Origin of the sequence: Paenibacillus sp. FSL K6-1217 (assembly GCF_045040735.1) — a bacterium.
Lineage (GTDB): Bacteria > Bacillota > Bacilli > Paenibacillales > Paenibacillaceae > Paenibacillus_AQ.
In genome coordinates this window covers 4,745,565-4,768,808 of the sequence record NZ_CP150271.1, presented here as the reverse complement: position 1 = coordinate 4,768,808, position 23,244 = coordinate 4,745,565, and the positions used below count along the sequence as shown (strand labels likewise).

At 54.9% G+C, this 23,244-nt stretch carries 21 protein-coding genes; 15 read left to right on the top strand and 6 right to left on the bottom strand.

Annotation, left to right across the window (positions count from 1 at the left end):
* Positions 1-82: 82 nt before the first annotated feature.
* The gene (locus MHH28_RS20960; RefSeq protein ID WP_405105176.1) at positions 83-1,291 is read right to left on the bottom strand and encodes a polysaccharide deacetylase family protein; all 1,209 of its coding nucleotides are present in this window, start codon (positions 1,289-1,291) and stop codon (positions 83-85) included.
* A gap of 184 nt (positions 1,292-1,475) precedes the next feature.
* Here MHH28_RS20960 and MHH28_RS20955 point away from each other — a divergent pair, with 184 nt between their 5' ends.
* The 10 genes from MHH28_RS20955 (at position 1,476) to MHH28_RS20910 (ending at position 12,274) form a co-directional block, all read left to right on the top strand.
* Positions 1,476-4,046 carry a DUF2339 domain-containing protein gene (locus MHH28_RS20955; RefSeq protein ID WP_405105174.1) on the top strand — a complete coding sequence of 857 codons (2,571 nt, stop codon included), beginning with the start codon at positions 1,476-1,478 and terminating at the stop codon, positions 4,044-4,046.
* The gene (locus tag MHH28_RS20950) at positions 4,012-5,322 is read left to right on the top strand and encodes a DUF3999 family protein (protein ID WP_405105172.1); all 1,311 of its coding nucleotides are present in this window, start codon (positions 4,012-4,014) and stop codon (positions 5,320-5,322) included. Before MHH28_RS20955 ends, MHH28_RS20950 begins: the two co-directional genes overlap by 35 nt.
* Before the next feature lie 47 nt (positions 5,323-5,369).
* Positions 5,370-6,476 (top strand): MBL fold metallo-hydrolase, encoded by a 1,107-nt coding sequence (locus tag MHH28_RS20945; RefSeq protein WP_405105170.1) that lies wholly within the window; start codon positions 5,370-5,372, stop codon positions 6,474-6,476.
* A 69-nt stretch (positions 6,477-6,545) separates the two neighbouring features.
* The gene (locus tag MHH28_RS20940; RefSeq protein ID WP_340751030.1) at positions 6,546-6,824 is read left to right on the top strand and encodes a hypothetical protein; all 279 of its coding nucleotides are present in this window, start codon (positions 6,546-6,548) and stop codon (positions 6,822-6,824) included.
* Positions 6,825-7,104: 280 nt separating this feature from the next.
* Complete coding sequence (locus MHH28_RS20935; RefSeq protein ID WP_036722718.1) at positions 7,105-7,305, top strand: cold-shock protein; 201 nt, start codon at positions 7,105-7,107, stop codon at positions 7,303-7,305.
* A gap of 131 nt (positions 7,306-7,436) precedes the next feature.
* Entirely contained in the window at positions 7,437-7,667 is a 231-nt protein-coding gene (locus MHH28_RS20930) for a cold-shock protein (protein WP_405105167.1), read from the top strand.
* Between the two features lie 165 nt (positions 7,668-7,832).
* Entirely contained in the window at positions 7,833-8,075 is a 243-nt protein-coding gene (locus tag MHH28_RS20925) for a hypothetical protein (RefSeq protein ID WP_405105165.1), read from the top strand.
* A gap of 189 nt (positions 8,076-8,264) precedes the next feature.
* Positions 8,265-10,061 carry a sensor histidine kinase gene (locus MHH28_RS20920; RefSeq protein WP_405105163.1) on the top strand — a complete coding sequence of 599 codons (1,797 nt, stop codon included), beginning with the start codon at positions 8,265-8,267 and terminating at the stop codon, positions 10,059-10,061.
* The gene (locus tag MHH28_RS20915) at positions 10,024-10,824 is read left to right on the top strand and encodes a response regulator (RefSeq protein ID WP_405105161.1); all 801 of its coding nucleotides are present in this window, start codon (positions 10,024-10,026) and stop codon (positions 10,822-10,824) included. The genes MHH28_RS20920 and MHH28_RS20915 overlap by 38 nt, the downstream gene beginning before the upstream one ends.
* A gap of 124 nt (positions 10,825-10,948) precedes the next feature.
* Positions 10,949-12,274 (top strand): extracellular solute-binding protein, encoded by a 1,326-nt coding sequence (locus MHH28_RS20910; protein ID WP_405105159.1) that lies wholly within the window; start codon positions 10,949-10,951, stop codon positions 12,272-12,274.
* Between the two features lie 104 nt (positions 12,275-12,378).
* On the opposite strand, the gene MHH28_RS20905 is transcribed toward MHH28_RS20910, so the two are convergent.
* On the bottom strand, positions 12,379-13,767 hold the full coding sequence (locus tag MHH28_RS20905) for an MATE family efflux transporter (RefSeq protein ID WP_405105157.1): 1,389 nt from the start codon (positions 13,765-13,767) through the stop codon (positions 12,379-12,381).
* 244 nt (positions 13,768-14,011) lie between these two features.
* Here MHH28_RS20905 and hxlA point away from each other — a divergent pair, with 244 nt between their 5' ends.
* The 4 genes from hxlA (at position 14,012) to MHH28_RS20885 (ending at position 16,943) form a co-directional block, all read left to right on the top strand.
* The gene (gene hxlA, locus MHH28_RS20900) at positions 14,012-14,644 is read left to right on the top strand and encodes a 3-hexulose-6-phosphate synthase (protein ID WP_405105155.1); all 633 of its coding nucleotides are present in this window, start codon (positions 14,012-14,014) and stop codon (positions 14,642-14,644) included.
* 6 nt (positions 14,645-14,650) lie between these two features.
* A complete protein-coding gene (gene hxlB / locus MHH28_RS20895) occupies positions 14,651-15,208 on the top strand; it encodes a 6-phospho-3-hexuloisomerase (RefSeq protein WP_405105153.1) in 558 nt (185 codons plus the stop codon).
* A gap of 131 nt (positions 15,209-15,339) precedes the next feature.
* Complete coding sequence (locus MHH28_RS20890) at positions 15,340-15,723, top strand: winged helix-turn-helix transcriptional regulator (protein ID WP_405105151.1); 384 nt, start codon at positions 15,340-15,342, stop codon at positions 15,721-15,723.
* Positions 15,724-15,806: 83 nt separating this feature from the next.
* Positions 15,807-16,943 carry an NADH-dependent flavin oxidoreductase gene (locus tag MHH28_RS20885; RefSeq protein WP_405105150.1) on the top strand — a complete coding sequence of 379 codons (1,137 nt, stop codon included), beginning with the start codon at positions 15,807-15,809 and terminating at the stop codon, positions 16,941-16,943.
* Positions 16,944-17,046: 103 nt separating this feature from the next.
* Here the strand turns inward: MHH28_RS20885 and pepT are convergent, their stop codons facing one another.
* The 4 genes from pepT to MHH28_RS20865 form a co-directional block, all read right to left on the bottom strand.
* A complete protein-coding gene (gene pepT, locus MHH28_RS20880) occupies positions 17,047-18,279 on the bottom strand; it encodes a peptidase T (protein WP_405105148.1) in 1,233 nt (410 codons plus the stop codon).
* 146 nt (positions 18,280-18,425) lie between these two features.
* A complete protein-coding gene (locus MHH28_RS20875; protein WP_405105146.1) occupies positions 18,426-19,085 on the bottom strand; it encodes a sortase in 660 nt (219 codons plus the stop codon).
* Positions 19,086-19,115: 30 nt separating this feature from the next.
* Positions 19,116-20,075 (bottom strand): hypothetical protein, encoded by a 960-nt coding sequence (locus tag MHH28_RS20870; protein WP_405105144.1) that lies wholly within the window; start codon positions 20,073-20,075, stop codon positions 19,116-19,118.
* 740 nt (positions 20,076-20,815) lie between these two features.
* Entirely contained in the window at positions 20,816-21,859 is a 1,044-nt protein-coding gene (locus MHH28_RS20865; protein WP_405105142.1) for an LLM class flavin-dependent oxidoreductase, read from the bottom strand.
* Positions 21,860-22,219: 360 nt separating this feature from the next.
* Here MHH28_RS20865 and MHH28_RS20860 point away from each other — a divergent pair, with 360 nt between their 5' ends.
* A complete protein-coding gene (locus tag MHH28_RS20860) occupies positions 22,220-23,224 on the top strand; it encodes a LacI family DNA-binding transcriptional regulator (protein WP_405105140.1) in 1,005 nt (334 codons plus the stop codon).
* Positions 23,225-23,244: the final 20 nt, after the last annotated feature.

Here is a 23,244-nt window from a genome sequence, read left to right as displayed (position 1 = left end):
GCTAGGTGAGAGAGTGTACGTAATCCATCTGTTACCGGCTGCGGATCAGCCCCGAATCTGCTGCGAAGCAATGGTCGCGTCCTCACCCGGCCTCTTTCCGGCTGACGGGCGTCAGCTTCACTACTCCGCTGCTGCTGTCGTAATGCATCTCCACGCCTAGCCCGGTGCATAGCGCATCCAGCGGGACCAGGACTTTCCCGTTCTTCAGCTCCGGCGGGGGTCCGGCAAGGGGGAGCTTCCGGGAATTCACAGTCAGAACCATCGGCGGCTCGAATTGCTTCAGCTGCTGGATGGACAGTGCCGGGGTGAGTGTCCGGTTCCCTTCATTGATCCGTGGAGCATTCAGCGTGGTTCTGGAGCCTAAGCCCAGCCCGATATTGAATTTCAGCTGAATGCCGAGTGAATCGCATATCTCAAGCAGCTTGTCATTATACGAGCCGTAAGGGAAAGCGATAGCCGAATCCGTATTGCCTAATTCTTCTGTCAGCCTGCGCTCCGCATGGGCCAGGTCCCCGGTTACTCTTCTATAGTATTCTTCATTCAGCTCATTCCGGTTCTCATCATGAATGTACAGCAAGGCGCTCGCCGCCGGGCGGGTTCCGCCCTCTGCATCGACGACAGCGTAATTATGCAGATTATACGTATGGTTATAAAAGTCCATTCCGGCGCGCTTCATCTCCCGCATCTGCTCCCAGGTCAGCTTGGGCACCTGATGCTTAATGGGGTGATCCACATCAGAGACAATGATGAAGTTCACTGCGGTATAGCCGTGCTTTTGCAGAATGGGAAAAGCCAGCTTATAAAAGCTCTCATAGCCGTCATCGAACGTCAATAGAACCGCATTATCGGGAACCGGCGCGCGGTCCAGCATGAACTGCCGGTATTGCTTCATCGTAATGACATGGAAGCCCTCCTGCTTCAGCAGCTGCAGCTGCTGATCAAACTGTGCTGCGGGTAATACGCCGGGATAGAGCATCAACGGGTCATCTGTCAGATGGTGATACATGAGTACCGCCACATGATCCCTGTAGTATATACCCTTGGGAAGCGGAGCCTCCTTCTCCCAGCCGATACGCGCCTTCAGTATCTGTTCAGCGAGGTCTTTATCCACCATAAGCTTATGATCCGCTGTCAGCGCATAGGCATCTGTCGAGATTGTGACTCCATCAAGGCCGGTAATGCTCAGCTTGGTCATCGCTTTATGTCTAAACTGCACAGGCAGGAAGACTACTGCCATCAGCAGAAGGATGAGGATATAACGTTTTTGCGGTTTGTGCAGGTTCAGTTTCAATGTCCGATTCTCCCCGTCTACCAAATAATAAGATAATAATAAACCTATAACGTTTGCCAAGACAAAAATGTGACAGGATCTTAACTAAGTGATTGTGTTTTTGTAAGGTCTGTGGTGGTGAATAGAAATATAGTAATAACAATATATTAACAATTTGCCGGTTAGCAGATACTGGGGGGTGCTTATGGAGGATTTCAGAGATCGGATGAGGGCTGTGCAGCAGCAGCAGGACGGGCTTTTGAAGGAATACCAGTCTTTGATTGAAGAATACGAGAGCAGTGATCTCGTCCGCGAGAATGAAGTGCTGAGGCAGGAAAATGGGGCAAACAGGCAGAGCCTGGCAGAGCTGAAGGCTCAGGCTGCGAGGCTTGAGCGTGACAACTCGGAGCTGCGGACTGCGCTGGCCGAGCAGATTCTGGATGAGAAGCTGGGTATTCTGCGGGTATCGCGGCAGAAGCTGCAGACTTATTTTGCCTCACGGGATCATGCGTATCTGGACCGGCTGACGTCCTTCGAGCAGGAGGCCAAGCGGCGTATTGAGGAGATGTACACTATAGGTGCCCGCGAGCTGGGCCAGGAGAAGACACAGATTACTTATATTCTGGATGAGGTACAGGCGAAGCTGAATGAGAGCATTCTGCTACGCAGACAATGGCAGCGGGAGGCAGAGCGGTCCCTGAAGGGGAAGATGGACAGCGGGCTGGATGATATGGCTGCCGAAGGGGTTGACGAGGAGACCCTGCTGCGCCGCCGCAAGCAGAACCGGATCGAAATGAAGATCGGCCTGAACTGGATCAACCGCCTGGGCATTCTGCTGCTGATCCTGGCGGTGGGCGCCGGGTTCAGATACACCTACTCCACCTGGTTCAATGATTATATGAAGGGCAGCGCCTTCTTCCTGCTGGGGGCAGTCATGCTGGCCGGCGGGGAATGGCTGTTCCGCAAGGGGCGGGGAGCCTTCGCGCTGGGCTTGATTGGCGGCGGGGTGTCGGTGTTGTACGGCTCGATATTTTACAGTTATTTTCTGCTGGAGATTATCGGGTTATGGGCCGGGATCGGCCTGTCGGTGCTGGTCACGCTGTCCGCTGTGCTGCTGTCGCTGCGCTATGAGTCACGGACGATCTGCTCCATGGGGCTTGTCGGAGGCTATCTGCCGCTCTTCTCTTACATAGGAGCCTTCGGGCTGGAGGGCAGTGCGGTGTATGCGGCGATGGGGTATCTGTTCGTACTGAACCTGCTGATTCTGCTGATCTCCCTGCGCAAGCGCTGGGTGGTGGTCAATTATATCAGCTTCCTGTTCAACACGCCGTCTATTCTGCTGCTGATATACCTGGCGGATAGCTACGCTGCGGGCATCGCCTGCGCTGTACTGACCTTCGCGATGTATCTGGGCATTACGCTCTGGTACCCGTTCAAGTTCAAGACGAAGCTCAACTGGCTGGACTTCTGCCTGCTGGGCTGTAACACACTAGTTAGCTGCATGACGCTGTATGTTCTGTTCCTGAATGCAGGGCTGGATGACTTCAAGGGCGCGCTGGCCTTGGCCTTCTGTCTGATGTATCTGGGACTGGGCGTGCTGCTGGAGAAGCAGATGCCACAGGAACGTGAGAGCCGTCTGCTCTTCTACGTCACCTCGCTGACCTTCGCCATCCTGATGATTCCGTTCCAGCTGGGAGCGGCCTGGTGGTCCATCGGCTGGCTGGTGGAAGGGGTGGCGCTTACGGTCTACGGACATCTGTACCGTTTCAAGATGGTGGAACGCGCAGGCTGGGGCATTCTTTCCCTCTGTCTGCTGACCTTCTTCGGATTCGACGTTCTGCTGCAGCTCTCGGATTATAACGCAGTAATCTACTACACGAACTCCTATTTCGATCTGAAATATACCTTTATCACGGCGGGAATGGGAATTGTAGCCTTATTGTATGCCGTCCGTTATTCGAATCAGGAGACGCTGCTCCGCAGCGCGCCTGCGGAGGTGCAGGCTACCGTCTGGTTCAAGTACGCCGCTATCGTCAATTTCTATGCGTATGTGGTGTATGAAGCCTTGCGCCTGCACGACTGGCTGGTGCCGGAGGATATGGCGCACAATGCCTTTTACAAGCTGCTGCTGGCGGGTCTCTTAACCTCTGGTCTTGCTTATGCGCTGCCGAAGGTGAACGTTCTGTATGACAGGGTGGTCGGCATCATGGTGCTGGTGCTGCATGGGGTCGCCTATGCGGTCTGCATCGGCATTACGCTGGGTCTGCCCAGTCTTCCGGAGGGCTGGTCCGGCAGCACAGCCGCAGATATTGTGGTACTGGGTCTCTTGATCCTGTTCAATGTGTTCGTATGGTTCAGCAGTGCAAGGCTGCTGCGGGCAACACTGCTGCGCGATTACAAGAATATAGAGCTGTATCCGGTAGCTATGGGCATCTATCTGCTGGTGATGATTACGGCGTTCCTGGGTGTGCAGATGCAGGTGCGTGACGGCGGGCTGGCCTTCAGTCTGCTCTATCTGCTGCTCTCGGTGCTGTTCATTATGTATGGCTTCTGGAAAAGATATCTGTATATCCGCCGCTTCGGACTGGCGCTGTCTCTGCTGGCAACCGGCAAGCTGCTGCTCTATGACTTGACCCTGCTGAACACCGGCAGCAAGATCATCGCGTACTTCAGCTTCGGACTCTGCCTGCTGGGGATATCCTACCTCTACCAGCGGATATCGGTCAGAATGGAGGAAGCTTATGCGCTTGCTGAGCAAGACAGGCCGGAGAGCTAGAGCAGCCTTGCTGCTCGCCGTATTGGGCGGATTCGTGCTGGGTCCCGGCGCTCTCCCGGCGCACAGTGCGGCAGCGGCATCCGGCGGAACGGAGAAAACGGGCGGCGGGCAATGGAAGTTCTCGCGCGAAATCTCCGTCCCGGAGACGGCTCCTTACTATGAATTGTATCTGGATGAAGCGGTGTACCGCTCGGCGGCTGAGGACCTGCGAGATCTGCGTATACAGGACAGTACCGGCGCTCCGGTTCCGTATTATAGGGAGAGCGGAGCGGAGACGGTGGAGGAGCATAGCGCGGTCTATTCAACAGCCCTGATCCACAAGGCAGTGAAAGAGACAGATACCCTGCTGGACTATCAGATTAAGCCGCTTGCCGAGCATGTCGATATCCAGGGGAACCGGCTGGTGTTCGAGCTTCCGGCCGAATCCTTCCTGAAGCATGTAGAGGTATGGGGCGGTTATGACGGGCAGGCCTGGGAGCTGCTGGGCACTGGGGATCTGTATGCCACAAGCGGGTTAAGTGAGGACAGCATTACGCTGGAGCGCAGCTACAAGTTCAGCTATTACCGGCTTGTGGTGAAGAACAACCCGGAAGGGCTGGAGTTCCCCGGCCTGACGCTGGTGGACAGCAGCAGAGAGTGGAGCACGGCCGCCTTCATGCGGCAGAAGACGCCGCAGACGGAGATTACGCAGGTGAAGAACCGGACTGAGATGGTAATAAGCAACACGGACCGGCTGAGGATCGGGAAGGTGATGCTCGGCAGCACCGGAAATTTCCTGCGGCGCTATGAACTGTATGACGGTGACGGAGTTAAGATACCGGTCACCGGAAGCGGTGAGCTGTACTGGCTGGATTTCAAGGATACGCGCATCTCCCGGACGGAGATTCAGCCGGTTATGCCAGTCACCGCTGATTCCCTGCGGGTGGTCATCTACAATCTGGACGATGCTCCAATCTCCATAACGGACCTTAAGATCGAGTATTTGGTGGACCGGCTTGTATTTGCGGGCGGAGAGAAGACGCCTTATGCCTTGCTCTATGGCAACGCGCTGGCATCCGCCCCGCAGTATGATATTATTAATTTCAAAGACCGGATCAGCGGGGAGCAGCTTGTAACGGCTGCGCTTGGTCAAGAAGCCCCCGTACCGGTAACGGCAGCAGAGCCGACCGGTACAAGCTGGTGGCTTCAGGGCCGCTGGGGCTTCAATGCCATTATTATTGCGGTCTCACTGCTGCTTATTCTGATCGTTGCCCGCAAGCTGGGCCGGACGAGATAGGACAAGGCTGACTCCGGACACGAACCCGCAGAAAGAAGGATTACCGCATGACCCTGATTATTATTGGTTCCATTCTGCTTGCAATTATTGCCGCTGCGTATCTTCTCATGACCGTCTATCCGGCGTTCGGGCGGAGGGCGGGGAAGCAGGAGAAGGCCCGGAACCTCGGTTCCGCCCAGTACAACAAGGGCAAATTCGCTTATCCGCAGACTGCGGAGCTAAGCGGTGAGAAGGCCGGAAGCAGCGGATTCTCCATTCTGAGGGATTTCATTAAGGGCAACCCTCACTCCAGACCCGCCGAGCCTCTTCGGCCGCAGCCGCTGTTACCGTCCTCTATTGGACAGAGCCGCGACACCCGGGTTACCTGGTTCGGACATTCGGCGGTGCTACTGGAGATGGACGGCGTGACCCTGTTCCTCGATCCGATGCTGGGTCATGCGCCGTCACCGTTTCCGTTCATCGGCGGCCGCCGCTACAGCAAGCAGCTTCCGCTGGAGGTATCTCTTCTGCCGCAGATGGATGCCGTCCTGCTCTCCCATGATCATTACGATCATCTGGACTATGGAACCATCCGCCAGCTCAAGGATAAGGTGGGACTGTTCATTGTTCCGCTGGGCGTCGGCGCGCATCTTCGGCGCTGGGGGGTGGAGGCAGAGAAGATCCGCGAGCAGGACTGGGGCGATACGCTTATCTATGAAGGGATCACCTTCACCTGCGCCCCGGCGCGGCACTTCTCGGGGCGGAGTCTGCTGGACCGCAACACCACGCTGTGGTGCTCCTGGGTCATTCAAGGGGAGAAGACCAAGGTCTTCTTCAGTGGGGACAGCGGGTATGGCCCGCATTTTGCCGAGATCGGACGCAGGTATGGACCGTTCGATCTCACGCTGATGGAATGCGGCCAATATGATCCGCGCTGGGCAGATATCCATATGCTGCCTGAGCAGACGGTCGAGGCGCACATCGATGTGCAGGGAGGGCTGCTGATCCCCATCCATTGGGGCGCATTCACTCTGTCGATGCATGACTGGACCGATCCGGCAGAACGTATCTCGGCTGCTGCGGCGCTGAGAGGAGTACGGCTAGCTACGCCGAGGATCGGGGAGACTGTAACCGCAGGGGCTGCCGGATATCCGGTTCTTCCCTGGTGGAGATGAGGCTGCACGCCAGAAGAGGTCTTGTGGTACAATCAGGGTTCATATATACCAAGGAGCTGACGAACGAAGATGAGTAACGAAGTGAACGAACAGGAACTGGTGGAGGTATTATCTGCACAGACGAAGGTGGACCCGGCTGTCATCCGGCTGGTGCTGAAGCATGAGCAGACGTTCATCAATAAGGCCAAGGCCAACGCCAAAGGCGAGATTGATATCGATAACGATGATCTGGTCGACTATGTGACTGCGCAGCGCGATGTGAAGCTGGACGAGTTGACCGTGGAGACCATTCTTGACGCGGAAATGGATTACCTGATGGACAAGGGATTGGCCGGATATATCGACTAATTCATGGTGCGGGCGGGTGCGCGGTGGAGTCTAAGAAGCCGTGTGCCCGGCAAGCATTCTTAAAATTTAAAATTTATTTGTGTGAAGTGCAAGTAATCCTTTGCATTCCGGGAATTAGTGTGCTATAATGAAGTTAATCATAAATTTAACCCTTAATTCACATATTGTAAAAGGTTATCAATTTGTGTCTGAAGCCTTTTCCAATGTGTGAATTTTTATTTGTTCGTACAATACGTAGGAATAAAAGGACATGTGTTAAATAAACTTTGGAGGTAATATCATGCAAACAGGTACAGTAAAATGGTTCAACGCAGACAAAGGTTTCGGTTTTATCGAGGTTGAAGGCGGAAGCGACGTATTCGTACACTTCTCCGCAATCACTGGCGAAGGCTTCAAGTCTTTGGATGAAGGCCAACGCGTTGAGTTCAACGTAACTCAAGGCGCTCGTGGACCACAGGCTGAGAACGTTGTAAAACTGTAATATCACCAATAAGCTGCCCTTAACACCAGTTGAGGGTAGCTTTTTTTTGTGACCAGGCATTAGAGTGCAAGCATCCGTTCGGCTATGACAGTTCATAGGACGCACTAACCAAGATATTAGGAGGGGTACTTATGTATTTTCGTAAAAAATCGGTAGTCGATCTTCCGCAGGAAGAGACAGCCATCTGGTCCTGCACCAAGGAAGAATGCACCGGGTGGATACGCGACAACTTTGCCTTCCAACATGTGCCTACCTGCTGGCAATGCAATTCGCCAATGACCCGGAGCATGAAGCTGCTGCCTACGCTCGTTAATAAGAATTTGGACGCGAAGGCTATCAAGAAAAGCGTTTCTATTCGTTAGGCTGCCGCTCTCTGACCGGTTCCTACAGAATTAGAAGACAGCAGTCCCATACAGCTATCCGTTTCTTGCCCGCAATGGGCTATTTTTTTTGTGAAATAAGCCGTTCATAGATGCCGGGGGATTGGCAGGGTTGACAGTAATGGTAAATCAAGGGATGATGGAGCTATGAGAAAATATCTTCTGCTTCTGACGTTTCTTGTCATTGCCCTAAATGCTGCGGGGATTTTCTATCACAAGCCTATGCTGAACAGGATTGCGATCGGTATGATTATGATATTGATTCCGCTGGATATTTATCTGGAGCCAACCCGGCGTAAAGTAATGAGTTACTGCATCGGCGCTGTATTGCTGGCTCTTGTGTGGCTTGCCCTGCATTTTGAATGGGTGACTCCGATCATGTTCATCTAAGTAGTCTTCTGCGTAAGTCCTTAGGGCAGCTCCCGACCCGGGAGAACTGTGCTAAGGACTCTTTGGTGTTGTTGCAAATAAGGAGCTTCGGGATGGTCTTTCCGCCTGAGGGTGATGATTTATCTTGACAAAATCCCCGGGGTTTGGAGAATAGAGTTGGAAACGCTGCCAACGAAAGAGGGAATTCCGATGTTTCAGAGATTCCGAGAGCTCAACACATTGCGCAATCAGATATTCATCGGTTTTTTGCTGGTGATGCTTATTATTATTCTGGTGTCGGGGGCATTTGTGTATGACCGTGTCTCTATTCTGCTCAAAAACAATGCCGAGCGGCATATCCAGCAGACGGCGGTTCAGGCCAACGGAAGGCTGGATGCGCTGACCGGCCAGATTGACAGCCTGATGGAGCAGGTGGCCAACCATCCTACCGTGCAACAGCTGCTGCTGGAGGAGCTGAACGGCAATGAGGTGTCCTTCAATCAGCGCCAGTCGCTGCTGCAGATTATCTCCAGTTATCAGGCGTACATGCCGAGCGTAGGCTCGCTGGAGCTATATACCGCCGATTATAGACTGTTATTCCCGATTAAGGACGGCAGTCTGGAGAGCAGGATCAACGAGTTGCATATCAGTGAGGCTAACAGCCAGAAGGGCCGGCTGGTCTGGATCGGCGTTGATCCCCATGATGACCAGAGCCTGCTGGCGATCCGCCAGGTCAGCCTGATGGACCGCTGGTTCTCGCGGGGCGGCTACCTGATGGCCCGCATCCAGCGCAGCTACTTCCAGCTTGACGACCCGTTCTCCGGCAGTGACAGCGGGGAGTCGGTGCTGCTCGTGAATGATGAAGGCCAGCTCCTCGGCAGCAGCGGAACGCCGCAGGAGGAGCTGCTGCCGCTGCTGGAGAGCGGGGATCAGACGGTAACCTTCCGGGGCAAGGAGTATGTGCAGGTCAAGCTGCGCTCGGATAAGACATCCTGGACGCTGCTGGTGCTGACGCCTGTCAGCTATGTCACCAAGGGGCTGTCCGTGCTGCGGACGGTGCTGCTGGTGTCAGGCGGAATTGGAACCGTGCTGTTCCTGATTATCTCCTTCCTGCTGTCGACGATGATTACCCGGCCGATCATTCATCTGATCCGGGCGATGCGTAAATCCCGCATGGGGGTGCTGACCCCCAATTCGCAGAAGGTATCGACCATGGAGCTGCGGGAGCTGAATAATACCTACAACGGTATGGTGGCTAATATTAATGATTTGATCAGGGTGGTCTATGAGAAGGAGCTCCTGCAGAGCCGGACCGAGCTTAAAGCCTTACAGGCGCAGATCAATCCCCATTTCCTGTTCAATACACTCGAGGCCTTCAACTGGTCGCTGGAGGAGAAGGGCGAGGAGGAGCTGGCCGGATTAGTCGTCATGATGTCCAGGCTGTTCCGCTATATTATTGGCAGCCCCCATAACAAGGATGAATGGGTAACGCTGAGTGAAGAGGCGGAGCAGATCAGGCGGTATCTGCGGATTATGGAGATGCGGATGGGAGAACGGCTGTCCTGGGACATCAGGATTGACCCGCATGAGGCCGCGGTACCTGTGCCCAAGCTGCTGATTCAGCCGATTGTCGAGAACGCGATTCTCCATGGGGTGGAGAGCCGAGTCGGCAGCGGAGTGGTTGAAGTGGTGATCACCCCGTCCTCCCGCAAGGGATGGACCTCGGTGAGGGTGTCGGACAACGGCCCGGGCATGGACGAGGTCACCCTGCTGGCGCTGCGCGATGCGCTGGACGGCGGGCCGCCGGTCTCTGCCAAGGGCAGCGGAGTGGGGCTGGTGAATGTGCAGCGGCGGCTGAAGCTGTACTACGCGGAAGCGGGCATGAAGACGGAAGGCCTGATCGTGGAGAGCAAGCGATCTGAAGGGACCGTAATAAGGTTTGAGATTCCAAGCACTGGAGGAGATACCTATGAGTCTGGGCAACAAGACGATTCTAATCGTAGATGATGAACCAAGAACGCGTCAGGGGATTAAGCAGACGCTGGAATTATGGGCGGCAGGCCGGTATAGCGTGGAGACCTGCGACAACGGGGTGGAAGCGCGCGAGCGGCTGCGGCAGGAGCGGGTCCATCTGCTGATTACAGATGTGCGCATGCCGGAGGTAAGCGGGCTGGATCTGATCTATTCGCTTCAGGAGTCTCCCCGGAAGCCGGTGATTATTGTCATCTCCGGCTATGCAGAATTCGATTATGTGCAGCAGGCGATGCGGCTGGGAGCGGTTAATTATCTGCTGAAGCCGCTGGACAAGTCCGAGCTGCTGACAGTGGTCGAGGATGCGCTGAAACGGGAGGAGGAGCAGCAGCGCCATGTGAAGCTGGAGAAGCTGGTGGATCACAAGCTGCTGGAGATTGACCCGGATCAGGCGGGCATGGGGCAGCCGGTCAAGGAGGCGATAGCCTATGTGGAGCAGCATCTGCACGAACAGCTGACGATGGCTGAGGTTGCGGGGCTGATCCACCTGAATGCCAGTTATTTCAGCGTGCTGTTCAAGGAGCAGGCCGGGGTCTCCTTCACCGAATATCTGTCCCGTCTGCGGATTCAGCGGGCGAAGGAGCTATTGCTGCAGACCGCGCTGCCGGTCGGGGAGATCGGAGAGCGTGTGGGGTATCGGACGGATAAATATTTCATCAAGGTCTTTAAGTCTTTGGAGGCTATAAGCCCGAGCCGTTACCGGCAGCAGATGAAGGGCGGATCGGAGGAAATCCAATAAATGTGGTATTTTAGCCAATAAGTGTGCCCTTATCCGCCCCGGGGTACGATGCTAGAATTTTACTGATAGCGATTACATGGATACGACCGGCCTTGTGCAATGTGAGATTTGGGAGGCAATGGCAATGCGAAGGAATCACATCACCAAGGGCCTGCTCCTGGCCTGTATCGGGCTACTGGTTCTGACAGGCTGCAGCTCTGCGGGAGACAAGAACAGTGTGCTGGAAGCTACCGATGCCTCTTCCCCCAAAGTAACCATTCATATGATGCACATCTGGCCCGCCGGACTCTCCGCCCAGCAGTATAAGCTGGTTAGCCAGATTATCGCGGAATATGAGAAGGAGCATCCGGGTATGATCATCAAGCAGGATGTGCTGGAGAATGAGCAGTATAAAAGCAAGCTCAAGGTACTCTCCGCCTCCAACGACCTCCCTGATGTGGGCATCACCTGGGCGGCCGGCTTCATGGAGCCTTATGTAAGAGGCGGCCTGTTCGCTCCGCTGGATGACATCCTGAACGGCGAACAGCTTAAGGGCAAGTTCTTGGCGAGCACGACGGAGGCTTACGTTGTCGATAACAAGACCTATGCGCTGCCTCTGGAGATGAACATTTCGCCGATCTTTTATAATAAAGAGATCTTCGCTCAATATAATCTTCAAGTACCTTCGACTTATGAGGAGTTCAAGGCAGTGGTGCGGGCGCTCTCCAGTCACGGTGTGCCTCCGGTGGCGCTGGGCAATAAGGACCGCTGGACAGGCTCGATGTGGTATATGTATCTGGCGGACCGGATTGCCGGAAGCGAGACGCTGAAGCGGGCAACGGAGGGGACGGGCTATTTCGATGATCCCGGACTGGTCCGGGCTGCGGCGGAAGTGCAGAGCCTGGTGGATATGAACGCCTTCAATAACGGCTTCAACGGATTGTCGTATGATGAGGGCAAATCGGAATTCATGGAGGAAAAAGCGGCCATGTACCTGACCGGTACCTGGGAGCTGCCCAACTTCACGACCAACCCGGATATTCCGCAGGCCTTCAAGGACAAGGTCGGCTTCTTCAAATTCCCTACAGTGGAAGGCGGGAAGGGGAAGCTGAGCAGCTGGGTGGGCGGTCCGGGGGTCGGACTGTTCGTAGCGGAATCGTCCAGAGTGAAGGAGGAGGCCAAGGCTTTTGTCGAATACTTCGTCAACAAATGGGGAGAGGCTTCGGTGACGAGTGCGGGGGTGATCCCGGCGACCAAGGTCGATACCACGAATGGGGAGCTGCCGCAGCTGTCCGTCGATCTGCTGAATGAATTGAACAGTGCCGGCAGTATTACCCTGTTCGCAGATGTGCAGATGAAGCCCAATGCTGCCCAGGTCCATCTGGATATGATTCAGGCGCTGTTCGGCAAAGCGGTCACACCGGAGCAGTTCGCAGCCAGGCATAAGGAAGCTGTAGCCAAGGGGAATTGAACAGGGGACAAGCGTAAAACACAGGGATGCTAATCAGCCGCCGGAAATTGGGCTGATCAGCATCCCTTATTGGTGAGGAGCAGGCATCAAGACCCGCCGCAGAGTTAGTGCGCCGGGGCCACTGGAGCGGCATCCGGCGGTTCCGGCAATTCGTGCCGGATCAGGCCGTGCTTCTCCCAGGCTCTGCTTTTCCAGCGGAAATACATAATGACGGCCCGCACCCATTCGTCGAACGCAGTGGCCAGCCAGACCCCGGCCAGACCCAGATCCAGTGTGAACACCAGGAAGTACCCCAGCGGCAGACTCATGCACACCATAGAAATCATGCCCATGTAGACCGGGAACTTGGCATCGCCCGATGCGCGCAGCGAGTTGATAATGACAAGATTGCAGGTCCGCCCGGTCTCCAGGAAGAAGCTGAGCAGGATGACCTGGGCACCCATGGCGATAATCAGCTCGTTATCTGTGAACAGGCCCAGTAGCGGCTTACGGAAGAGAATAACGATCAGGTCCATGATGACCGTGACCAGCAGCGCCCATTTCACACTGGTGAAGACGCGTGAGTAAGCCTCCTGTGTCCGTCTTGCACCTACAAGGTGGCCGACAATAATTGAGGTCCCCATCGCCACCGCTACGCTGAACAGGAAGATGTAGTTCGAGATATTGACCGCATACTGGCGGGTAGCCATGGCCTCGGCCCCCAAATAGGTGATGTACAGGGTGAAGACGAGCTGGCAGCACTGGTACATGACCGATTCGAAGGCGGACGGAATGCCGATTTTGAGAATCTGCAGCACGTATTTCCTGGAGAGATGAATGTAATAGCTCCATTTCACGCGTACCTCCATAATCCGGTAGAGCAGTACGAAGAACAGAAGCAGAGCGATCGAGCGGCTAATCACCGTTGAGATGGCAGCCCCCTCTACGCCGAGTGCAGGCAGTCCGAAATGCCCGAAGATCAGCAGATAGTTGCCGCCGACATGGATGACGTTCATCAGCAGCGACACTGCCATCGTCTGCTTGGTGAAGCCGTGGGTGCGGATGGTGGCAGCCAGCGCGTTGATCAGTGCCTGCAGGAAGATCGCGCCTCCGACAATGTTGATATACGAGCGGGCGTAGGCGAGAATGTCGCCCTTCACGTTCAGCGCCTGCAGCAGATGGCCTCCGAGCAGGAGCATCACCGTACTGAGTACGATCCCTACCGCAAGATTCAAGGTCACTGCATTGCCGATGACTCTGGCGGCTTCCTTGGGTTGCTTGGAGCCGAGATATTGCGACACGACGATAGCCGCGCCGTTCCCGATGACACTAAGCGCCAGAATGGCTATGGCAATAATCTGATTGGCCGCTCCGACACCGGAGACCGCATCATCGGACACGGAGCTGATCATGAAGGTATCCATACTTCCCATAAGCATGAACAGGAACAGCTCCAGGAAGATCGGCCAGGTCAGCTTCATTAAGTTAAATGCTTTGGGCTTGCTTGTTTCCATCTTACACCTTCTTCTTAAGATTGCTTATGGCGGTGAATATTTGAATCAAATGTATGGTAGCACAGCTTTTGTGAAAATGCAGCAGGATTTCGGACATGACGCCAAAAAAGCCGCGGTTTAGCCCAATAGTATCCTCCAGGTGACTACCTCACAATAAAGTGCCTACTTCCCTTATCGGCAGTATATCCCTAGACTAAGAACATCACTTCCCAAAATATATTACGGATAAGGAGAACTTACACCTATGAAATTACAGTTAGCACTCGATCTGGTGGATATTGCCGGAGCCAAGGCGGTTGTTGCAGAGGTTGCCGAATTTATAGATATCGTTGAGATTGGAACACCGGTGGTTATCAATGAGGGGCTGCATGCGGTAAAAGCGATCAAGGACGCTTTTCCGGCACTTACAGTGCTGGCCGATCTCAAAATTATGGATGCCGGCGGCTATGAGGTCATGAAGGCAGTGGAAGCGGGCGCGGGCATCGTGACGGTGCTGGGCGTGTCCGATGATTCGACGATCCGCGGCGCGGTAGAGGAAGCCAAGAAGACCGGTGCTGAGATCCTGGTCGATCTGATCAACGTGAAGGATCTCAAGGCCAGAGCCGCTGAAGTGGATGCGCTCGGTGTGGATTATGTCTGCGTGCATTCCGGCTATGATCATCAGGCGGAAGGCAAGAATTCCTTCGCGGATCTGAGAGATATTAAGAGCGTGGTTACCCGGGCCAAAACGGCAATTGCCGGCGGCATTAAGCTGAGCACACTGCCTGAAGTGATTGCTGCGCAGCCTGATCTGGTAATCGTGGGCGGCGGCATTACCGGCGAAGCGGACATGAAGGCAGCTGCGGCGGAGATGAAGCGCCTTGTAAGCCAGGCTTAAGCGGCTATGGACACGCTGCATTACGCACAGGAGATTGTGAAGGAGCTGCAGGGCTCGGTCTCCGGGCTGGATGCCGGAGAAGGAGAGGCGCTTACGGAGCTGCTGCTGCGCTCCGGCCAGATCTTCGTGGCCGGTGCCGGGCGTTCCGGCCTGATGGGCCGGGCCTTCGCCATGCGGCTGATGCAGGCAGGACGGGCGGCGCATGTAGTCGGAGAGACGGTAACGCCGGGCATCGGCCCGGGGGATGTGCTTGTGCTGGGCTCCGGCTCGGGCGAGACGAAGGGGCTGGTCTCCATGGCTGAGAAAGCCAAGGCGGCCGGCGCGGCGGTTGTCCTCGTGACTATTCTGCCTGACTCGTCACTCGGACGTCTCGCGGATTATACAGTCAAGCTGCCGGGCGCTCCCAAGGATCAGGCGGGCGGCAGCTATGCCACGCTGCAGCCGATGGCCTCCTTGTTTGAACAGACGCTGCTTGTGTTCTATGACGCAGTCATTCTGCGGATCATGGAGCAGACGGGGCAGACCTCCGGCCGGATGTTCGGCAAGCATGCCAATTTGGAATAAAGCACATTTTGGAATAGAATAGAGTGATCACACGGATGCTTTCCTTGACGGGAGCATCCTTTGCTGCCTGTGTGGGCTTGCTGATGGTTGTGTGGTTGTGTAGTAAGATGATAGCCGGAAGGGGGCTGGGTATGGCAACTGAAATTAGAGACCGCATCAATCTGAAGGAGATCAACTGCGAGAAGGAGCTTACGCTCGCTGTGATCGGCGGCAAGTGGAAGCTGATTATACTGTGGCACCTGGGTCTGGAAGGGACCAAGCGGTTCAGTGAATTGAAGCGGCTAATCCCCCATATCACCCAGAAGATGCTGACTAACCAGCTTCGTGAGCTGGAGGAAGACCAGCTGGTATTCAGGCAGGTATATGCGGAGGTTCCTCCACGGGTAGAATACTCCCTGACGGAGTATGGACATACCCTGATGCCGGTGCTGCGCATGATGTATGACTGGGGCAAGAATTACGGAGAAAAGGTGATCTGGAAAGATGCACCTCCCTATGATAGAAAGCATCTGTAAACGAAGGTGTTATATTTGTATTGTGCAAAATTAAGTTGTATACTAACATTTGTTGAGATTTAAATAAATGGAGGCTGGTAGGTATGCTGAAGACAGAATATAGCCCGCTGCTGGAGACGTTCGAATTCAAGAACGGGATTGAACTGAAGAACCGTGTGGTCATGGCGCCGATGACCAACTTCTCCTCGAATGAGGATGGAACGGTCTCCCGGCCGGAGCTGGATTATTATATCCGCCGTTCGGGCGGGGCGGGCATGGTTATCACCGCCTGTGTCTATGTCTCACGCAGCGGGAAGGGCTTCCCGGGCGAATTCGGAGCAGACCATGACGGGCTGATTCCGAGCCTGCGTGAGCTGGCGGATGCGATCAAGGGCGAAGGGGCCAAGGCAGTGCTTCAGATTTTCCATGGCGGACGCCAATGCCCGCCGGAGCAGCTGGTTGACGGGCAGCCAGTGAGTGCAAGTGATGTACCGGCAGAGCTGCCTGGCGGTGGACAAGGTACGGTCCCGCGCCCGCTGACGGAGGAAGAGGTTACCGGCATTATCGCTGATTTCGGAGAAGCAACACGCCGGGCGATCGAAGCCGGCTTCGATGGCGTCGAGATTCACGGTGCGAACGGGTATCTCTTGCAGCAGTTCTTCTCGCCGCATTCCAACAGACGCGAAGACCGCTGGGGCGGGGATCTGGACAAGCGTCTCGCCTTCCCGCTGGCTGTTCTGCGCAGTGTCAAGGCTGCGGTGAAGCAGTATGCACAGGGCGCATTCCTCGTCGGCTACCGCTTCTCGCCTGAAGAGCCGGAGACCCCGGGAATTACGATGGCCGAGACCTTTGCGCTCATTGATGCGCTGACAGCGGAGGGGCTTGATTATCTGCATGCCTCCCTCATGGATCTGTGGTCGCTGCCGCACCGGGGGACAGAAGACAGCCGTCCGCGGATCGAACAGATTGTGGAACGTGCAGGGGGCAAGGTTCCGGTAATCGGCGTAGGCTCCCTCTATACTGCCGCCGATGCCCTGAAGAGTCTGGACAGCGGGATCAGCCTGGTGGCACTGGGCCGCCCGCTTTTGATTGAACCGGACTGGGTGCAGAAGCTGGCCGGAGGCCGGGCCGATGAGATTAAGACAGAGCTTGATCCGGCTGCCCAGGCGGAGCTTGTGATCCCGGACCCGCTCTGGAGAGCGCTGATTCATACGCCGGGCTGGCTGCCGGTTAAGCAATAAAGCAACAGACGGTTAACGGTCTGTGACCAAAGCAATATAAGAACCCCGTGCGCTCCTTGTTCCAGGGCGGCACGGGGTTTTGCTGTTTTTCATATAATCTTATTTACGCTTTGTGCTCAGCCAGACGGGCAATCTCAACGATAACCTGTACAGCCTGCAGCATGACGTCCACAGAGGCGTATTCAAATTTGCCGTGGAAATTCTCGCCCCCGGTGAAGATGTTCGGGGTAGGCAGACCCATATAAGAGAGCTGTGAGCCATCGGTCCCTCCGCGGATGGGCCGGATAACCGGCGTGATTCCGAGGCCCTCCATCGCTTCCCGGGCGATATCGACGATATGCCGCAACGGCTCGATTTTCTCGCGCATATTGTAGTATTGATCATTCATCTCCAGCACGATGTTGTCCGCCCCGTACGTAGACTTGAACTCCTCCACAATTGCGGCGATATTCGATTTGCGGTTCTCGAACTGCCCGCGGTCAAAGTCACGGATGATGTAATGCAGCTTGCTGTGCTCGGCACTGCCTTGCATGGAGATCAGGTGGTAGAACCCCTCATAGCCGTCTGTGAATTCAGGGGCTTCACCGGCAGGCAGGCGGAGATGGAAGGCCATGGCGATTTTGGACGAATGAATCATCTTGCCCTTGGCTGTACCGGGATGAACATTGACTCCGTGGAAGCTGATTTTGGCGGCGGCGGCATTGAAGCTCTCATATTCCAGCTCCCCGAGCGGGCCTCCGTCCACAGTATAGGCATAGGAAGCGCCGAAGGCGGCAACGTCGAACTTATGCGGGCCGCGTCCGATCTCTTCATCGGGGGTAAAAGCGACCCGGATCTTGCCATGCTTAATCTCCGGGTGCGCCAGCAGATAGGCCATAGCCGTCACGATCTCTGCGATGCCCGCCTTGTTGTCCGCCCCCAGCAGGGTGGTGCCGTCGGTCGTAATCAGGGTATGCCCCTTGTAACCGCTCAGCTCCGGGAAGCTTGTCGTGGACATGACAATATTCTGATCTGCATTCAGCACCAGATCCTGCCCGTCATAGTTCTCTACAATCTGCGGCTTCACATTCGTGCCGGTGAAATCGGTAGCGGTATCCAGATGGGCCAGGAAGCCGATCACCGGAACCTCTTTATCCGTATTGGACGGCAGGGAAGCCATGACATATGCATGCTCGTCCACCGTAATCTCCGTCAGCCCCAGCTCCTGGAGTTCTTCTGCCAGCTTATGTGCGAGTACCATCTGGCCGGGTGTGGACGGGCAGGTCTCACTGTCCTCATTGGATTGGGTATCCATCTCAGCATAAGATACAAATCGTCTAATTAACTCTTCCTTCAATGCGGGTCATCTCCTCTTCAGCTTCGTATGTCTATATTATCACGATCTGCCCCGGGTCTCATACTTTAGGCGGATGGTGTGGAGTGAAGGGGGAGGCTGAATAGAGGCGGGAGGCAGACAGACGGAGAGACGGAGAGGAAGGAGGGTTATGGCTGCTGCACTGGCGGCTGGCTGGTGACAAGCTTGGCTGAGAGCAGGTAGCGGTCGGGCGCTGAGCCTACATAGGAGAACGGGTAACAGGTAATTAAGGTGAGTACAGGGTCTGTACTGGGCTTCACCGCTCCCCGCGTCTCTCCGTCAACAATCCGGCTGCCGGTCACTTCATAGGTAAAAGTTCCGTCCGCTGTCGCAAGCTCCAGCCGGTCTCCGGTCTCCAGCTCTCCAAGGCTGCGGAAGACGGTATCACGGTGTCCGGCCAGTACGCTGTTCCCTGAGGCCCCCGGGGCGGCGCTTGCTTCATCATGTCCGGCGCCCCGCTTCAGCTCCGCCCGGCCGGTTCCCTCCAGAATCGCAACCCGCTTATCCAGCTTAGGGAAATAGATCTCTCCTATCACCTCGCCTGTTATATAAGCAGGTTTGTCGCCTGCCGGTGCTGCCGGGCTGCTGACCATACCTTCGGGCAGCGGTATTTCTTCTTCAGAATTTACGGGAAGCCGGGCTTCCTCCCTCTTTTTGTCCCAGATTCTTAGGGCTTCGCGGGCTTCGGCGGGCGCTTTGAGGATCTGGAAGGTGGAATACACCATAACGCACAAGGAGAGCAGGAAGATCAGCTTCACGGCTATTGTAATACCGCTGCGCATCTTCATGCTCTCTCTCCTCCTGCCCTATGCGTACTGTTACTTCTTCGAGCCCAGCCTGCGGATCGCAATCATACTGATCATGGCGACAACAAGGCTGGCCGCAATCAGATTGTACCAAGGGCTGGCCGTGTCCGGCAGCCTGCCGTCTTCCTCCGGTCCGCCCAGCGGAAGCGGATCACCGCTAAGGTTAACGTCCTCTCCCGGTGAAGGGGCTGGCGTGCTGCCAAGTGCAGCGGCTCCGTCATCCGGGGTCGCGGACGGGCGGTTGCCGCCTGCCTCTCCTCCGCCCAGCGGAACAGGGTCTTCGCTTACGGCCACTCCATCCACGGGCGGTGTTGCCACTGCCGGGGATGGGGAAGGAGGACTGCCAGGAGAGACTGTACCGGCTGTTGAATCCGTAGGGGCGGTTGTTGCTGCCGGCGTACTGCCGGGACTGCCGGTGTCTGGTGTTGCCGCAGGTGAAGGAGTGGCTGAGGCTACTGGCTCCGCCGTAGGCCGCGGTGAGGATGTCGGCCCGGCTGTAGGCGCAGGCTCTGCTGTAGCTGTGAATTCAAAGGCCACGCTTACCGTCTTCCCCTGGAACTCGTTGCCTGCCTCCGGCGGGAACAACACCTTCATTTGGATGGCTTCCTCTGCACCTGCGGCAAGCGAGCCGATGGTCACTACGCCCGGGGCCTCGCTCATTGTCCCTGAATAGAGGATTACTCCCTCTTTTTGCAGGGTCATTTGCAGGATATTGTACAGATCTGCGTCCCCGGAGCGGAACTGGAAGGCTACGGAATAATCAAACGGATCATTTCCGTCATTGATAATTGTATAATCCGAAGCCATGGTATCTCCCGGCTGCATATTGTTCATGGTTGCGGTGCTGGTCGTATGCGAGTTCACAGTCAGCTTGATCGTATCCTCTGCGCTGACCCCTCCGGCATGCCAGATTACGCCTGCCAGAACAGCCAGAATATACGCGCCTATGATGGATCTATGTCTCTTCTTCACTCTCCCTGCCCCTTTCTTTGCAGACCTTCGGGAGCCTTCAGCCACAATCCGCCCCGGTTCGCGCTTCTGAATCATAGCTTGTCGAATAAAGTAGTTTCTTGAAGGACTACTAACTATTAAGGCGATAGTACTGATCAGAACGAACATGGACGGGTCTGGATGAATCTGAACAGACGGGAACGAGCCTGAATGGTGAGAATGCTCTGTCGTTCGTTATAACGAATGATAATTACAGTATAATCAAAACTTAGCATAAAGAAAAACAGCAAAAGATACTTTAAGTAAATGAATTCGGACGTTTAATATAAATAAACTGCTTTTATTTAATGTTTACTGCGTTTAACTCATTAATTCTCTGTTTATTAATGGATTTTGTGTTTTATAAAGAACGATTAGGGCTGGGAGGGCTCGGCTCCATGTTCACTGTTAATATGTATTTGATCGAAATGATGAAAGTGCTTCGTTTAATTCACTTGCTGCAAGGCTAAAATAGCCCATTTAGCTGCCTCAATGGAGTTCTCCACAGGTAGTTAAATGGGCTAAATATATAGACTGGTCTGTAATCAGATTAGTATACCATCAAAATGAAACAAGTGATTTCATTCCATAAATGCGGCGCAATACTGCCCCAACTAAGCCTATTACCCCTTGCACCTTAATCGGGGCGCGGTAAACCCACAGTACGCAATTAGTTAAAGTAATTCTCACGCTTTTAAATCTGATGAGTTACTATGGCCTTGTTACTTCTTCAACAGATCGGCCACAAGCTCATACGAATGCAAGCGTGCAGAGTGGTCATAGATCTGTGAGGCGATAATCCACTCATCCGCATCCGTCTCTTCCTGAATCTGCAGCAGCCGTTCCTTAATCAATGCCTGGTCGCCGGCGATGGAATATTGTTGTTTGCTCATGAGCAGCGCCTTCTCCTGGGAGGTCCAGATTCCGTCCAGAGTATCTACCGGAGGCTGGAGCTTGCCGGTGCGGCCACGGATAATATTCAGGAATTGCTGCTGCTGGGAAGTGGCGAGTCTGCGCGCTTCCTCAACGGTATCCGCTGCTGTGATGCCCAGGCCTACCATAACATGAGGCTTGTCGAGTGCAGCCGAAGGCTTGAAGCTGGTGCGGTACAGATGCAGCGCGGGCAGCAGATAATCCGGTGCAAAGTGGCTGGCAAAAGCAAAAGGCAGACCCAGCTGGCCCGCAAGCTGGGCGCTGAAGCCACTGGAGCCGAGCAGCCAGATCGGAATGTTCAGTCCCTCGCCGGGTACGGCACGGACACCGGCCGGGCGGGAGCCTGATCCTTCAGGGTCGAAATAAGCCCGGAGCTCGCTAAGCTGCTCGGGGAATTCACTGCCGTCGCTGCCAAGGCTGCGGCGCAGTGCTCTGGCGGCTGCCTGGTCGGAGCCGGGGGCTCTGCCCAGACCCAGATCAATCCGTCCCGGATACAGGGATTCCAGTGTGCCGAATTGCTCTGCAATCACCAGCGGTGCATGGTTGGAGAGCATGATGCCGCCTGAACCTACGCGGATGCTGGTAGTCCCGGCTGCCACATGACCGATTACAACGGAGGTAGCCGAGCTGGCAATGCCGGTCATATTATGATGCTCTGCCAGCCAGTAACGGTTATACCCCCACTTCTCGGCATGACGGGCCAGATCAAGGGTGTTATGAAAAGAATCCGCCGCTGTTCCGCCCTCCCGGATAGGGGCTAAATCCAGTACGGAGAATGGTATGTCGTGCAATTGCTTCACATGAATCCCTCCTATAATAGATGCCTTGGGCATCAGTAGCAGTATTTGCAGCCATAAATCAATATACCCGCCAATTATAACATGAATTAATATAATTTACACACTTTAAGTAAGCGACACGGCGGGGAGGGGTAATTTGGCGGCAGGAAATCACAGTTGCTGTTGGAATGAATTTGAAGTGATTGGGAGTGTGTTTGAACTGTATTTGGACTGTAACAACCATGAAGCAAGGGCTCAACAGACAGGAATGTAAGCGCATAACAATTTGCTTGCCAATTTAAGGGAGCCTTGCTATAATCGCTTTGAAAAGCTTTTCTAACTTACACGGCTAGGCCAATCCTGATTAAGGAGGGCATGTGTTTCGAGCCAGAAGATCACAAAGGAAGTCAGACTATGAAGCCAACAATCAGAGATGTCGCCAAGATGGCCGGAGTATCCATCAGCACGGTGTCCCGTGTAATGAATGCGCCGGATACGGTAGTGGAGAGCAAGCGCAGCCGGGTCATTGAAGCGATAGAAGCGCTCAAGTATCAGCCTAATGCATTCGCACGGGGGTTAATTTACAGGAAGTCATTTACGCTCGGCCTGCTCATTCCCGATATTGAGAACCTGTATTTCGCAGGGGTAATCCGGGGCATGCAGGATGCCTGCATTAAGCTCGGTTACAGTCTGATGATCTGCAATACAGACCGTGACAGGGAGCGGACACTGTCCTATATAGATACTTTTCATGAGAAGCAGGTGGATGGTGTCGTGTTCGCCAGTGATATTCTGCACCCCGAGTACTACGAGAAGCTGGTAGGCTGCAGAATTCCATTTGTGCTGGTCTCCTCCCATTCCGATGAGTATGAGGTAGCGTCGGTGGAGGTGGACGATGAGAAGGCGGCATATGACGCTGTGAAGTTCCTGATTGAGCTGGGGCACCAGGAGATTGGAATGATCGGCTTCAACCATGATAATTCGGTGTCCGGGCCACCGCGGATGGAAGGGTTCGTGAGAGCCTTGAACGAATCGGGTCTGGAGCGCAATACCGGGAAGATTAAGTACGCGAACCACCGCTTTGAACACGCCTATCAGGCATCGCACGAGCTGTTCACTGAGTATCCTGAGCTAACCGCTGTATTCTGTGTCGCGGATGAGTTCGCAATGGGGACGATCTCGTACTTAAAGGACCGCAATATTCTGGTTCCGGGTCAGGTATCGGTCATCGGCTTCGATAATCTGCGGATGTCGGGGATGTTCATTCCGAAGCTGACAACCATCGCACAGCCCATCTATCAGCTCGGATACCGGGCGGCGGAGAAGCTGCATGAATTGTTGACAACAGGCAAGGTGGCAGTCATGAAAGAGAAGATGGAGCATAAGCTAATCGTAAGGGAATCCTCGCGTGAGAAATGAGGGGGGATCCGGGGGCATGA